At 64.6% G+C, this 15,265-nt stretch carries 3 protein-coding genes; all 3 read right to left on the reverse strand.

Annotated elements, in window-relative coordinates; translation table 11 throughout:
• Positions 1 to 631: 631 nt before the first annotated feature.
• From M2396_RS08205 to M2396_RS08215, 3 genes are read right to left on the reverse strand one after another with little or no spacing between them, the layout of a single operon-like run.
• On the reverse strand, positions 632 to 11,101 hold the full coding sequence (locus M2396_RS08205; protein WP_259074149.1) for a non-ribosomal peptide synthetase: 10,470 nt from the start codon (positions 11,099 to 11,101) through the stop codon (positions 632 to 634).
• Entirely contained in the window at positions 11,098 to 14,178 is a 3,081-nt protein-coding gene (locus M2396_RS08210; RefSeq protein ID WP_259074150.1) for an amino acid adenylation domain-containing protein, read from the reverse strand. The genes M2396_RS08205 and M2396_RS08210 overlap by 4 nt, the downstream gene beginning before the upstream one ends.
• A gap of 10 nt (positions 14,179 to 14,188) precedes the next feature.
• Positions 14,189 to 15,247: a TauD/TfdA family dioxygenase gene (locus M2396_RS08215; RefSeq protein WP_101318508.1), complete on the reverse strand. Its 1,059-nt coding sequence runs from the start codon at positions 15,245 to 15,247 to the stop codon at positions 14,189 to 14,191.
• Between the last annotated feature and the right edge of the window lie 18 nt (positions 15,248 to 15,265).

Below are 15,265 nucleotides of genomic sequence, written 5' to 3' on the forward strand. Positions count from 1 at the left end.
ACTTATTGAGTCAGCTTTTTCTCGCGCTCGCGTAGAGAAAATACAGCCCGCCAACTGGCAGCGCTACGACCAAACAAAAAACGTGATAGAGCATAATAAATCCGTTATTTCTGAGGGTTTCGACACCAAAGCATCTATGCCACAGGCTATAGGTACGCGTAACATGCGCAAGCTGCTCGAAACACTTAGTAGCATACGGAAACAATAAGCAACTGGCGACTACCAGCGAGGTATAGACGACATTATTACCTAAGGGATACGCATCACGCCAATACCAGTTGATCAAAAACACGCCGCTATAGAGCAGCCCACGTTTGCATTGCCGAAGATAATATTGACTGTCCATTTTTGGTCTATTCTGACGTGCTTCAAAAAAGGCCGCGACCCCTCTTTCACGGCCTATCTACCTGAGCAATTTTCACCTGCATGATACCGCTTAGCGCAGATGCATGCAAAATGCATATACCCATGTGAGCCTCCCTCATTCAGCTACTCTACGCAAAGCCAAGCGGCTGGGTCGCAACGACTTCAGGCAGCGCAAGTGAGCTTCTGCTAACGGGTGCCGCCCATAGTCATCGCAAAAAAAGAGGCACCTTTCGGTGCCCCTTTTTCCACCCTTCACGACAAGCCATCACGCCGCCAACGGTCGTTTGCCCAACACCTCCCCCAGGTTGCGATCAACTCGCCCATCCACCAATTGCCACAGCACCTGCAACAATTGCTCGTTCAGCAGACCCACCGCATCCTCAGCGAATGCATCGAGTCGGTAGTCAAAGCGCAGCTGCAATTGGCCTTTCAGCTCCACATACAGCGTTAGCGGGGTATTGGCCTGTTCGACACTGTTCATGGCCTGCAAGCGCAAGCCGCGGCTGTCACCGCTCGCTTGTGCGGCGCTGACCGGATAATTCTCGAAGACAATCACGGTATCCGCCAGAGCACCGCCCAGCCCCGCCCAACCTTCGATCTCAGCCGGTGCGTTATAGCCATGCTCGCGCACTTGCAGGTTGCGAGCCTGCAAATCCTGCAGCCAGTCGCCCAGCCCTTGTAGACGATCTATTTCGGCCACCAGTGGCACATCGTTGATATATAGGCCCAACTGCCGCTCGATATCGCGCAAGTGCGGCGGTCGTCCAGATAAGGTCACGCCGCAGGCGACTGTCGATTCACCCGTGTGATGGTGCAGCAGCAACAACCAAGCGGCCTGCATCAGCGTGTTGACGGTGATTTTCTGCCGGCGGGCAAAACTGGCAACCTGCTCGGTCTGCAGTGCGTCAAAGCGGTAGCCCAACTCGCCATGCCCTCCTCCCGCTGCCGCAGTGCGACCGATCGCGCAGCGCTGCAGCAAGGTCGGCGTGTGCAACGAGGCCAGTTGGCCTTGCCAGAAGTGCTGATCGGCAGAACGGTCACGGCTTTGCAGCCAGGCAATGTAATCGCGATAGCCACCACCACTGCGCACCAGCGCCTGCCCGGTGTAGGCAGCCAGGACATCGTTGAACAGCTGAAAACCACTCCAGCCATCCAGCAGAATATGGTGATTGGTACACAGCAACCGATAGCGCGCGCCACCGCGGTGAATCAACACCAACCGCAACAGCGGCTCAGCATCCAGTTCAAACCCACGCAGGCGCTCATCATTGGCCAACTGTTCAAGCTGAGCAGTGCTCAGTTCGCAACCATCCACCTGCCGCAACGGCAACCGCACCTGGCGATGCACCACCTGCACCGGAGCAGTCAACGGCGCCGCCCAGGCAAATCGGGTACGCAGGATCGGATGATGATCCATCGCCGCCTGCCAGGCCTGGCGCAGCCGCTCCGGGTCGACGCCATCGAGGTCCATGCACATCTGGTTGACGAAGTCGCCCGCCACCGCGTCATGCAGCTCATGTTGCAACAGGTACTGTTGCATCGGCGCCAGCGGATAGATGTCTTCGATGGCCGCAGGCGCGACGCCAAGTGCGTCCAGCTGGGGCTGCGCAAGCCCGGCCAAAGGGAAGTCGGATGGGGTGACGCCGGCGTGGCGCTCGTCGCAGCAATGTTCGATCAGCTCGGCCAGCGCCTGCACATAGGCATCCGCCAACGCCTGCATCGGCGCAGGGTCGAACATCGCCTGGCTGAAACTCCAGTCCAGGCGTAGACGGCCGTCATACACCTTGCCACTGATCGACAGCCAATTGCCCAGCGGCGCCTCAGCGCTGGAATCGCTGCCATGGGCTTCGCTGGCCGGGCTGAACAAGGCATCATCCTGGCTGAAGCTGCCGTCGAACTGGCCGAGGTAGTTGAAGGTGATGCGCGGTACCGGCAGCGCAGCCAGTTGCCGACGAGTGTCCGCCGAACCGAGGTAACGCAGCACGCCGTAGCCCAAACCTTTGTCGGGGATGGCGCGCAGTTGTTCTTTGATCGCTTTGATAGAGCTTGCAGGATCGTGAGCCGGTGTCAGCTTCAGCGGAAACACCGAGGTGAACCAGCCGACTGTGCGGCTGAGGTCGATGTCGTCAAACAGCGCCTCGCGGCCATGGCCTTCGAGCTGGATCAAGGTCGAGCCGGCGCCGGTCCACTGGCCCACCACCTGGGCGAGCGCGGTGAGCAGCAGGTCATTGACCTGTGTCCGATAGGCTGCCGGCGCTGCCTGCAACAGGCGACGGGTCTGTTCGGTGTCGAGCTGGGCGTGCACGCTGGTGGCATCGAGGCCGCTGGCGATCGCGTTGGCTGCAACACCGGGCAGACCGGTAACCGCGCCGCTGAGCTGGCTGCACCAGTAATCCAGTTCGGCTGGCGCGGCGGCGCGCTGCGCATGAGTCTGCAAGCGCTCGGCCCAGCGTTGATAGGCGCTGGATTTTGCCGGTAGTTGCACTGGCTGGTTTTGCAGCGCTTGCTGATAGGCCTGTTGCAGGTCTTCGAACAGCACCCGCCAGGACACGCCGTCGACCACCAGGTGATGCACCACCAGCAACAAGCGCTGGCTGCCATCAGCCAAGGTCGCCAGCACTGCTCGCAACAACGGCCCGGCAGCCAGATCAAAACTGCGCTGGGCAGCTTCGCAGCGTGCTTGCAGTTCAGCGGTATCGGCCACCTCGACCTGCCACAGCAGGCTCTGAGCAACGTCTACATCACGGTAGTGCGCCTGCCAGCCATCGGCTTGCTCGACAAACGCCAGGCGCAACGCATCGTGGTGTGCGACCAAGGCCTGCAGCGCCTGCTCCAGCGCGGCGGCCTGCAATGGCTCACGGCCTTTGAGCAGTACCGACTGGTTCCAGTGATACCGGCTCGGGATCGGCTCCTCGAAGAACCACTGCTGCACCGGCAGCAGTACCTGCGCACCGGTTACCGGGCCTTGGTCGATCTGCTCGCCCTCACCCACTTCAGCGACGGCAGCCAAGGCCTGAATGGTCTGCTGCTCGAACAGGTCTTTGGGCGTAAAGCGAATCGACGCCTGCCGCGCACGGCCCACCAGCTGCAGCGAGATGATCGAGTCGCCACCGAGTTCGAAGAAGTTGTCGGTGACGCCAACCTGCTCGACCTTGAGCACCTCCTGCCACAACGCAGCCAGCGTGCTTTCGACGTCATTGCGCGGTGCCACGTAGCTGCGCGCAGCGTGGTCAACCGTCGGCAGCGGCAAGGCCTTGCGGTCGAGCTTGCCATTGGGTGTCAGCGGCAGTTGCTCAAGCAGCAGCCAATGCGCGGGCAGCATGTAATCGGGCAACGCGGCCTTGAGTTCGGCCTTGATCGGCTCGAGCAAGGCTGCATCGGTATGCGCCTGGCGTTGGCCAGCGGCGGCCACCAGATAAGCCACCAGCCTGCGCCCTTGTGCAGTTTCCTGCGCCAGCACCACGGCTTCGCTGATGGCGGCAAAGCCCATCAGGCGTGCTTCGATCTCGCCTAGTTCGATACGGAAGCCGCGAATCTTGACCTGACTGTCGATCCGCCCGAGGTACTCGAACACGCCCGCCTCGTCCTGGCGTACCACATCGCCGGTGCGGTACAACCGTGCACCGGCTTCGCCGTAAGGATCGGGCACGAAGCGCTCGGCACTTTGTCCAGGGCGGTTGAGGTAGCCGCGAGCAAGCCCGGTGCCGCCGATGTACAACTCACCCGCCACACCGACCGGCAACAGGTTGAGGTCGGCGTCGAGCACGTACGCGCTGCGCTCGCCCACGCAACTGCCAATCGGTGCATAGGCCGCGCTGCAGACGTCATGCAAATCAGTGCGCCAGACCATCGGCGTGACCACGGTTTCGGTCGGCCCGTAGCCGTTGATCATCATCTTCGGTTTGAGCACCTGCTGCACCAGCTCGAAGCTGGCCTGCGGCATGGCATCGCCACCAAAGCTGTACAGGCGCATCGGCGGTGGATTGCCGACCCGCTGCACGTGCTCGGCAAGCTGGTGCAGATAGACGGGCGGGAACCCGGCCATGGTCGCGCCGTACTCGCGCAGCGCCTCGCAGGTCTGCTCCGGGGTCCACAGGCTGTCGTCGCGCAAGAGGATGCTGCTGCCATGCAGCAAGCCGGTCAGCCAGCGTTCATGAGCGCCATCGAAGGCGAACGAGAGGAAGTGCAGCTCGCAATCGGCCGGCGTCATGCGATAGGCCTCGCCGGTGCTGCGGCAGTGCATCGCCAGCGGCCCGTGGGCGACAGCGACGCCTTTGGGGCGGCCGGTGGAGCCTGAGGTGTAGATGATGTAGGCCAGGCTTTCGGGCGCAACCTCGACGGCAGGTGCGCTGCTCGCGTGCTGGCTGAGGTCAAGGCTGTTCAGCTCGAGCACCGCCAGCCCCGGCGGGATCGGCAGTTGCGCGCGCTGTGGCGCCTCGGTCAGCAGCAGGCTGATGGCGGAGTCTTCCATCAAGTACGCCAGACGCTCTCGCGGATAGCTGAGGTCCAGCGGCACGTAGGCGCCACCGGCCTTGAGCACGGCGAGCAGGGCCACCAGCAAGCCGTCACTGCGCGGCAACGCCACGCCCACCCGCAGCTCCTGGCCGACGCCGCGGGCGATCAGCTCATGGGCCAGGCGGTTGGCACGCCGGTCGAGCTCGCCATAGCTGAAACGCTGGCCATTGAAGATCAGTGCCTGCCGCTCTGGCCAGGCGCCGGCCATGGCGCCGATACCCAGGTGTACCGGCGGTTCGGCGAAGCGTGGCCAGTCGTGGCACAGCGCAGCGCGCTCCGCTTCGGTCAGCAGTTCGATGCTGGCCAAGGGGCGCTCGGCGTCGACCATGAAGGCGGCCAACAGCTGCAACAGATGGCCATTGAGACGCTCGATGGCGGCGTGGGTAAACGCTGCGCGGTCGTATCCGTAGCTGATACTCAGGCGGCGTTCGGCTGCAACTGCCACGGCCAGCGGATAGTTGGTCCGTTCGCGGCTGGCGACGTCGCCAAAGCGCACGCTGCTCTCGGCTTGTTGGCCCAGTGCCTCGGCCACCGGATAGTTGTCGAACACCAGCAGGCTGTCGAACAGTGCCTCGCCGCCGGTGCCGGCCCAGCGCTGGATATCGTTGAGCGGCGTGTGCTCGAACTCACGCAGGGCGAGGTTTTCGGCCTGGACGCTGTGCAGCCAGTCGCCGACGCGCTGGCCTGCCTGCGGGGTGGCAATGACCGGCAAGGTGTTGATGAACAGCCCGACCTGTTGCTCGATCCCCGGCAGCTCTGCCGGCCGCCCGGCCAACGTGGCGCCAAAGGCCACGCTGGCTTGGCCGGTATAGCGCTGCAACAGCAGCAGCCAGGCCGCTTGCACCAGGGTGTTGACGGTGACTTTCTGTTGCCGGGCAAACGCCTGCAGGTGCTGGCTGTTGGCTTCGTCCCAGTCATGGTGAAACTCGCCATGGCCACTCGCACCCGTGCCCCGGGCGAGGCTACCGGCCAACCGGGTAGGCTCGTCCAGGGCCGTCAGGCGCTGGCGCCAGAAGCTTTCGCAAGCGGCGCCGTCCTGGCGCTGCAGCCAGCCGATGTAGTCGCGATAACGACCAGGCTGACGAGCCGGCTGCAGGCCGTGATAGCGCTGCATCACTTCGCTCATCAGCTGCGAGCTGCTCCAGCCGTCCATCAGGATGTGATGGTTGGTGTAGATCAGGTACTGCTTGTCGCCGCCCAGCTCCAGCAGGAGCAGACGCAGCAATGGCGCCTGATCAAAGCGCGAACAGGCCTGCCGCTCGGCAGCGGCCAATGCCTCCAGATCCACGCCTTGGCCATCGAGCACCTGCAACGGCAGCTCGACCTGACGATGGACAATCTGCACCGGCTCACTCAGCTCGCCCTGCCAGTGGAAGGACGTGCGCAGGATGTCGTGGGCTGTAATTGCATCCGCCCACGCCTTGCCGAAACGCTCGGCGTCGAGGCCTTGCACCGGCACTTGCAGCTGATTGACGTAGTCGTCCGAGGCTTGCTGGTAGAGGGTGTGAAAGAGCATGCCCTGCTGCATCGGCGCCAGTGGATAGAGGTCGGCGATGGCCCGCGGTGCTACCGGCAAGGCGTCCAGTTGGGTTTGCTCGAGCGCAGCCAGCGGGAAGTCGGACGGCGTTACTCCGCCGCTTGCCAGCTGGCAGCAGTGCTCGATCAGCGCCAGCAGGGTCGCCTGATAGTCGTCGGCCAGCCGCTGCACCGTGGCATCGTCGAACACCTCGCTGCTGAAGCTCCAGCTCAGCGCCAACTCGCCGCCGTAGACCTGGCTGTTGAGGGTCAGCCAATTGCCCAGCGGGGCACGGCTGTCGCGCTCGTCCCCGGCGTTTTCCGCTGCCGGCGCAAACAGCGAATGCTCGTCGAAGCTCTGGTCGAACTGGCCCAGGTAGTTGAAGGTGATCGCCGGTTTCGGCACTGCCGCCAACGCGGCGCGGCAGGCATCGTCACCGAGATGACGCAGCACACCGAAGCCCAGACCATTGCCCGGCACCTGGCGCAGTTGCTCCTTGATTGCCTTGATCGAACTGGCGATATCGTCGGCTGGGGCCAGACGCACGGGGTACAGGCTGGTGAACCAGCCAACCGTGCGTGACAGGTCGATTTCAGGGAACAGCTCTTCGCGGCCGTGCCCTTCCAACTGCACCAGCACCTCAGGGCGACCGGTCCAGCGGCAGACCATTTCGGCCAGGGCCAGCAACAGCAGGTCGTTGATCTGCGTGCGGTAGGCTCGTGCAGCGTCCTGCAGCAGGCGGGTGGTGGCCTCGCGTGGCAGGCGGGTGTTGATAGCGCGGCCATGGCAGGCCAGGTTGGCGCCGTGTGGGCGGTCCAGTGGCAGGCTGGCATCAGCGTCACGCAAGCGTTGCCAGTAGGCCAGTTCAGCCTCGGTCAGCGGGCCGCGGGCATGCTCGCGCAGGCGCAGGGCCCAGCTCTGGAACGCGCTGGTCTTGGCCGGCAGACGCGCCAGCGTGCCCTGTTGCAGATCCCGGTACAGCTGCTGCAAGTCTTCCAGCAACACCCGCCAGGACACGCCATCGACCACCAGGTGGTGGATCACCAGCAATAGCCGCTGGCTGCCATCGGCAAGGTCCATCAGCACCGCGCGCAGCACCGGGCCGTTGCTCAGATCCAGACTGGCTTGTGCACGCTGGCCCAGATCGCGCACAGCGGCTTCGTCGGCCACGGCTTCGTGCCACAGGCAAGCCTCGATGCTGTCGACGTGGCTGGCCTGCCATTGCCCGGCAACCTGCTGATAGCGCAGGCGCAAAGCGTCATGGTGCTGTTGCAGGGTGCTCAGTGCCTGGGCCAGCAGTGCCACTTGCAGCGGGCTGCGTGGCGTCAACAGCACGGACTGGTTCCAGTGCTGCAACTGCGGGATGTCGCTGGCGAAAAACACCTGCTGGATCGGCGTCAGCGGCATCTCGCCGCGCACTGGGCCCTGGTCGATCTGCAGCACTTGGATACAGCTGGCAACGGCTGCCAGCTCAAGGATGGTCTGGCAGCGGAAGACGTCTTTGGAGGCGATATGAATGCCCGCCTGACGCGCCCTGCCGACCATCTGGATGGCGATAATCGAGTCACCGCCAAGTTCGAAGAAGTTGTCGCTGATGCCTACCCGCTCGACACCGAGCAGCGCTTGCCAGATTTCTACCAGTTGACCTTGGACGTCGTTGGCGGCAGCGCGATAGTCGGCCTGGCTGCTGACGTCGGGTTGTGGCAGTGCCTTGTGATCCAGCTTGCCGTTGGCGGTCAGCGGCAGCGTCGGCAACAGCAGCAGATGGCTCGGCACCTGATGCGCTGCCAACTGCTCGCCCAGCCACTGACGGATCCCGGGCAGATCGGCCTCGGCGGCGACCAGATAAGCCACCAGCTGTTTGCCGGTCGGGCCGTCCTGAGCAACCACGGCGCATTCACGCACCTGTGGGTGGCTCTGCAGGCAGGCCTGCACCTCGCCAGGTTCGACCCGGTAGCCGCGAATCTTGACCTGGTGATCGACCCGGCCAATGAACTCCAGCAGGCCATCGGCGCGGTAGCGGGCCTGGTCACCGGTGCGGTACAGCCGCGCGCCATCGGCGCTGAACGGGTTGGGCACGAAGCGCTCGGCGGTCATGCCCGGACGCAGGTGATAGCCACGGGCGACGCCGGCACCGCCCAGGTACAGCTCACCGGCACAGTTCACCGGCAGCGCGCCAGCATCACTGTCGAGCACATAGGCGCGCAGATTGGCCAGCGGCCGCCCCAGCGGCAGGCGTGTAGCGTGCGCCCAGTCGCCATCGAGGCTTTGGGTGATGGCGCCGACCGTGGTCTCGGTCGGGCCGTAATGGTTGACCACGCAGCAGGCCGGGGCCAGCTGCTGGATGCGTTGCAACAGGCTTGGCGGGCAGGCTTCGCCGCCCAGCACCAGGCACTGCCGGGGGATGACTGCGGCGTTATCTTCGCCAAGCAGCGCCGCCAGGTGCGACGGGACGATCTTCAGCACATCGATCTGTTCGTTGTGCAGATAAGCACCCAGGGCGCTGCCATCGACCGCCATGTCGTTGTCGATCAGGTGCAAGGCCTGGCCGTGGCACAGCGCGCCAAACAGCACGGTATGACCAAGGTCAGCGGCCATGGTCGAGACCAGCGCCATGCTCCGCGCCTGAGTGATCGGCAGGCGTTCGCCGATGGCTGCAACGTAGTTGGCCAGCGCGCCGTGGCTGACGGTGACGCCCTTGGCGCGACCGGTGGAGCCGGAAGTAAAGATGACATAGGCCAATTGCTGCGGGTCGCTGATCGGCGCCAGCGCCCAGCCTGAGCCGGACAACGCCTGGGTCGGGTCGGGCAGCAGTTGCTGGCGGACGCCGGTCAGCTCGGCAAAGCGCTCAGCCAGCGGCGCCTGCACCAGCAGGTGCTCGAGGGCGCTGTCGGCGATCATCTGGTTGAGACGTTGCTGCGGGTACTCGGGCGCCAGCGGCACATAGGCGCCGCCGGCCTTGAGCACCGCCAGCAGGCCGACGACCATCTCCAGCGAACGCTCGGCAGCGATACCGACCAGTACATCGGCGCCCACGCCCTGCTCGCGCAAGCGCCCGGCCAAGGCTTCGGCCTGGCCGTCGAGCTGGGCATAGCTGAGGCGCCGTGCGCCTTGCACCACAGCGATGGCCTCAGGTGTGGTTTGCGCATGGGCACTGATCCGCGCTGGTACATCGAGGGCGCGCTGCTGCAACGGGCCGCCTTCGGCCCATTGCGCTAACTGCTGTTGTTCTGCAGGGCTGTACAGCGCTAGGTCGCCAATCGCCTGCTGCGGATCGCGCAGTGCATCAGCGAGCAGATTGCGCCAGTGCTCGGCTAGGCGGGCAATGGTGCTGGCGTCGAACAGATCAGTGGCGTACACCAAGGCTGCATACAAGCGGCCATCGGCTTCGCGGGTGCTCAGGGTCAGGTCGAAGCGCACCGCTTCATGCCCGCTGCCCTGCACCTCGACGGTCAGGCCCGGCAATTCCAGGCGGCCGGCGTCGGCTGCGTCGACCAGATGGTTGTAGAGCACTTGAAACAGCGGGCTACTGTCCAGATTGCGCTCGGGTTGCAGGGCATCGACCAGTTGTTCGAACGGCGTGTCCTGATGCACCTGGGCCTCGAGGACCCGGCTTTTGACCTGGGCCAGCAGCGCGGCAAAGGTCTGCTGGGGCGTGATATCAGCCTGTAACACCTGCGTGTTGACGAAAAAGCCGATCAACCCCTCGACTTCAGCGCGAGTACGGTTGGCCACGGGCGTGCCGACGCGGACTTGAGCGGCGCCACTGTAACGGTGCAGTACGGCCTGGAAGCTGGCCAGCAGCAGCATGAACAGCGTGCTGCCGGTCGCCGCCGACATAGCGCGCAGGCGCGCGCCAAGGGCTGCATCGAATTCGATTTCATGGCGCGCACCGCGGTTGCTGCGGCTGGCCGTGCGTGGCCGGTCCAGTGGCAAAGCCAGCTGCACGTGCTCGCTACCGAGTCGCTCGCGCCAGTAGGCCAGCTGCCGCTCGCCCTCACCGGCTTCCAGCCACAGCCGCTGCCAGTGGGCGTAGTCGGCGTAGTGTACGGCCAGAGGCGGCAGCGCAGCGCGCTGGCCGTGCAAGGCCTGACGATAACCTTCGCTGACTTCACCAACCAGGATCGGCAACGACCAGGCATCGCAGACAATATGGTGGCTGCAGAACAACAGCACATGCTGCTCGGCATCGAGCTTGATCAGCGTTGCCCGCAGCAGCAAGTCACGCTCCAGATCGAAGGGCTGCTCGGCCAGCGCCGTCATCTGTTCGGCCAATAGCGCTTCGGCGCCCTCGCCCGCGGCACTGAGGTCGAGCCGGGTCAGGGCAAACCGACGCTGCGGGTGGATCACCTGCAACACCTGCTGCTCGTGCCAGCGGAAGCTGGTGCGCAGCACTTCGTGCCGCTCGATCAACTGCCCGATCGCCTGCTCCAGCGCGGTGCTGTTCAGCTGTCCACGCAAGCGCAGCTGCGCGGGTTGGTTATAGGCGCTGGACTGCGGGTCCAGTTGCCATACCAACCACAGCCGCTGTTGCGCATACGAGGCCGGCAACTCGCTGATGCCCGCCTCGCGCGGCGGAATCGGCAGAATATCCAGCGACAGCCCCTGGGCGATCATCTTCGCTTGCAGGGCGCTGCGTTCCGCTGGGCTGAAGCCGGCAAAGCGTTTGGCCAGGGCCAACATCCGATCGGGTAGCTGACTCATTGCTGCTCAGCCTCGGCGAACAGGGCTTCGAGGGCATCGAGCTTGTCTTCGTTGACTTCGTTATCGCGGTGCAGCTCGACCTGCTGGGCCAACAACTCGACGGTTTCACCTTCGAAAAATGCGCGCAGCGGCAGGTTGATATTGAGCTCGCTGTGTACCCGCGAGCGAATCCGCGTGGCCAGCAACGAATGCCCGCCGAGGGCGAAGAAGTTGTCGTGGATACCGACTTGCGGCAGCTCCAGCGCCTCTTGCCAGATGCGCGCCAGCGTCTGCTCCAGCTCATTGCGCGGTGCGACGTAGGCCTGACCGCGTTGCTCGCGGGCACTCAGCGCGTTGCGGTCTAGCTTGCCGTTGGGGGTCAACGGCATGCGCTCGAGCGCGTTGATGAAGGCTGGCACCATATGCTCGGGCAATTGCTCGCGCAGCAGCTCCAGCAGCGCCGCTTCACTGGCATCGGCAGGCGCGTCGGCGTGCAATACCACATAGGCGGCCAACTGCTTGCCGGCTGCGGTATCGCGGGCAACCACCGCCGCTTCGCGGACACGGCTGTCAGCGCCGAGACGCGCTTCGATCTCGCCCAGCTCAATACGGAAGCCGCGAATCTTCAGCTGGAAATCGAGGCGTCCAAGGTAGTCGAGCACGCCGTCCGGGCGGCAGGCCACGCGGTCGCCGGTGCGGTACAGGCGCGCCCCGGGTACTGCCCCGTGCGGGTCCGGCAAGAAGCGGCTGGCGGTCAGGCTCGGCCTTGCCAGGTAGCCGCGGGCCAGGCCGGCGCCGGCGATATACAGCTCACCCGGGCGACCGAAGCCGACCAGTTCGCCCTCCTCGTCGAGCACCTGCAAGCGGGTGCCGGCAATCGCCGTGCCGATCGCCACGCGCTCGGCCAGCACGGGCTCGGCAACTGCCTGGGCAGTGCACCAGACGGCGCTCTCGGACGGCCCGTACTCGTTGACCAAGAGTGTCTGCGGCAAGCGTTGCTGGTGGCGTTCGCTGAGCTCGACCGGGCAGGCCTCGCCGGCCACGATCACGCAGGCCAGGCCGGCGTCAGTTGGCAGTGCTTCGAGGATCTGCGCATAGAACGATGGCAGCGCAAGGAAGTGCGAAATTTGCTGGTCGGCAACCTGCTGGGCGATCTGCAACGGGTCTTTGTGTGCCTGCTCGGCCGGCAGGCACAAGCTGCCGCCTTGAGCGAGGGTCCAGAAAATGCCGGCCACCGAGCTGTCGAACGAGAACGACGACAGCATCAGGAAGCGTTGGATCGGTTCGCGGTAGAACTGCAACCGCGCCTGGGTCGAGGCACAGGCGTTGGCATGGCTGATCATCACGCCTTTGGGCAGGCCGGTGGAGCCGGAGGTGTAGATCACATAGGCCAGATCGTCGCTGTGATTGCTGGCTGGCAGCGGGCTGGCGTCGCCCTCCTCCAACGTCTGCGCGGTCACTTCCAGCTGCACGGTTGCAGCGGGCAGCGTCAGTGCTTCAGGCAGCGCCTGCAAGCGCACCAGGCAGCGGACGCCAGCGTCTTCAAGCATGAAGCTCAGCCGTTCGTGCGGATAGGACGGATCCAGCGGCAGATACGCGCCGCCAGCTTTGAGAATGGCCAGCAGGGTCACCACGATTTCCACTGAGCGGCCGCCGTAGACGCCCACCAGGGCATCACGGCCGACACCTTCGGCCTGCAGGCGCCGCGCCAGGCGGTTGGCCTGGCGGTCGAGTTCGGCGTAGCTCAGCTGGCGGCCTTCGACCTGCAAGGCGATGTGCTGCGGATGCAGCGCGGCGCGGCGTTCGAACAGTTGGTGCAGCAGTTGCGCCTGCGCCGTCTGCAGGCTGGCACTGTGGTCCAGCGACGCCAGCACCTGCTGCGACTGGCCGGCATCGAGCGTGGCGATGTCGCTGACGGGGTGCTCAGGTGCGGCCGCAGCCCCGGCGATGAACACAGCAAACTGGGCCAGCCAGGCATCCAGCAAGCCCGGTGCGAGCAGGCCGACCGGGGCCAGTAGTTGCAGAATCAGTTGCTGACCGCAGCGGCGCCCCTGCAGGTGGAGTTTTTCGGCTTGAGCGGGATCTTGCACCAGCACCAGATCGTGCTCAGTCTCCAGCTCGATGTCAGCGCCAAGCAGCAACGGGCCGGGGTGGTCCAGATTGCTCTCGAACAGTTCCACTTCATTGAAGCATTCAAGCCAGGAGCGGCTCTGCGCCAACTGCTGGGCAAAGCCCTGCAGGTGCTCACGCACAGACTGCTGCGCCGGCACCTCTGCGGCAACCGGCAGACGCCGAGCGAAGTGGCCCAAGGTGGCGAGCAATTGTTCGTTGCGACCATCCACCAGCAGGCTCAGCAAAACTCGTTGCTCGCCCAGCAGGCCGCCCAGAAAACCTGCCCATAGCCCGCCAAGCGCTACCTGCGCCGGCAGCCCAAGCTGCGCCGCCAAGCCAGCCACGGTCGCCAATGGCAACTCCAGACGGCTCGACTCCCGCTCGCCGCCCAGGCCAACCCGACGCTCGAATGGCAGCTGCGGGGCATGAGTAAATTGCGCCAGCAGACCGCGCCAATGGGCCAGGCCCTCTTGGCCCAATTGCTGCTCGGCAAGCTCCTCCTGCCAAGCGGCGTAGTCGGCATATTGCAAGGCATCGAATTCAGGCAATGTCTGGCCCTGGCCAAGCGCCGCCAGTTCATCAGCCAACAGGCGCAGGCTGGTCCGGTCAAGGCTGGCCAGCGGCGCGGCGAGCAGCACTTGCTCAGCCCAACGCACTGCCACCAGCGGCGTCTCTGCCAACGCTGCGCGAGCCAGCTCGCGGGCGTGCTCAAGGTCAGTCGCGTGCATCAGGCGTACCTCGGCCTGCGCGCTGATCGCCTGGGCGGGCAACTGCAGGCCAGGCACCTGGGTGTAGCGAGTGCGCAGGATTTCGTGGCGCTCGGCCAGTTGCAGCAGCGCGGCGTGCCACTGCGCGTCGTCACCGACAACGCTGGCAGGCAGCTGCAGGGTGGCCAGCAGCGGGCGCCCGGCATTGCGTTCGGCGCGCAGCAGTGCGGCTTGCTGGGCGGAGGTCTGGAAGATTTCTGCTGGAGTGCTGTACGTCATGCTGATGTCCTTAACCAATGGCCACGTCGGTGCTTTTCAGCGGGATTGCCATTGCGGTGAGAATTTTGCGCGGGCCGCTGTAACCGTTGCGGGCATGGATGGTGAAGATGTTGTCCAGCACCACCACGTCGCCCTGCTGCCACGGGAACTCGACCATCACCTCGCGGTACAGCTGCTGCAGGTGGCGGATGTAGTCTTCGGGGATCGGCGAGCCGTCACCGAAGTAGGTGTTTTGCGGCAGGTCCTGCGGTTCGAATTCGGCCAGCAGGCTGTCGCGAATGCTCTCGGGCAGGGTCAGCGCGTTGAAGAAGGTGGCGTGGTTGAACCACACCGTTTCGCCCGTACGCGGGTGGCGCACCACCGCGGGGCCTTGTTGGCGGGTGCGCAAGCGATTGCCGGGCTTCCACTCAGGTGTGATCCCAATCCTGGCGCAGTAAGCCTCGACTTCGGCGCGGTCTTCGGTCTGGAACACCGTTTGCCAGGGCAGGCCCATGCCGTCGCCGTAATTGCGCACGTAGAGCACGCGCTTGCGGATGAATTCATCGCGCACCTGCGGGTCGATGCGTTCGAGCAGCAGCCGGGTATCACCGAACGGCGTCTCGCCGCCGGTGGCCGAAGGCTGATCGCAATAGAAGTACAGGTGCAGCGGAAACACCGGCGAATAGGAGTGCTCGTTGTGCGGGAAAATCTTCTCTGCCGACGGGTAGTCGGTGGAGCTGTAGACGTTGAGCTTCTTGGTGATCTGGGTGCGCGGCGAGGCGCGGAACAGGTACTCCAGCGCGCCGCCGGAAATCGCATCGACGCACTGGTTGAAGGCGTGGATATCCGGCACGTTGAAGCCACGAAACAGCAGGGTCGCATGCTGGTCGAGCTTGCTTTCGATCAGGGCGCGGTTCTGCCCGGCCCACTCGATCAGGTTGACCCCGGGCATGCTTGGCGTGCACACCAGCGGCAGCGGGCGGTCGGCGAACATCGGGCTGAAGGTGACCAGGCTGGACTGGTCCAGGCTGAGGCTCTTGCGCCGCCCCTTGCCCAGCGCCGGTATCACTTGCGACTCGAAATTCGACATTGCACCTCTCCCATTCGT

It is taken from the genome of Pseudomonas sp. BIGb0278, assembly GCF_024809895.1.
Lineage (GTDB): Bacteria > Pseudomonadota > Gammaproteobacteria > Pseudomonadales > Pseudomonadaceae > Aquipseudomonas > Aquipseudomonas shirazensis.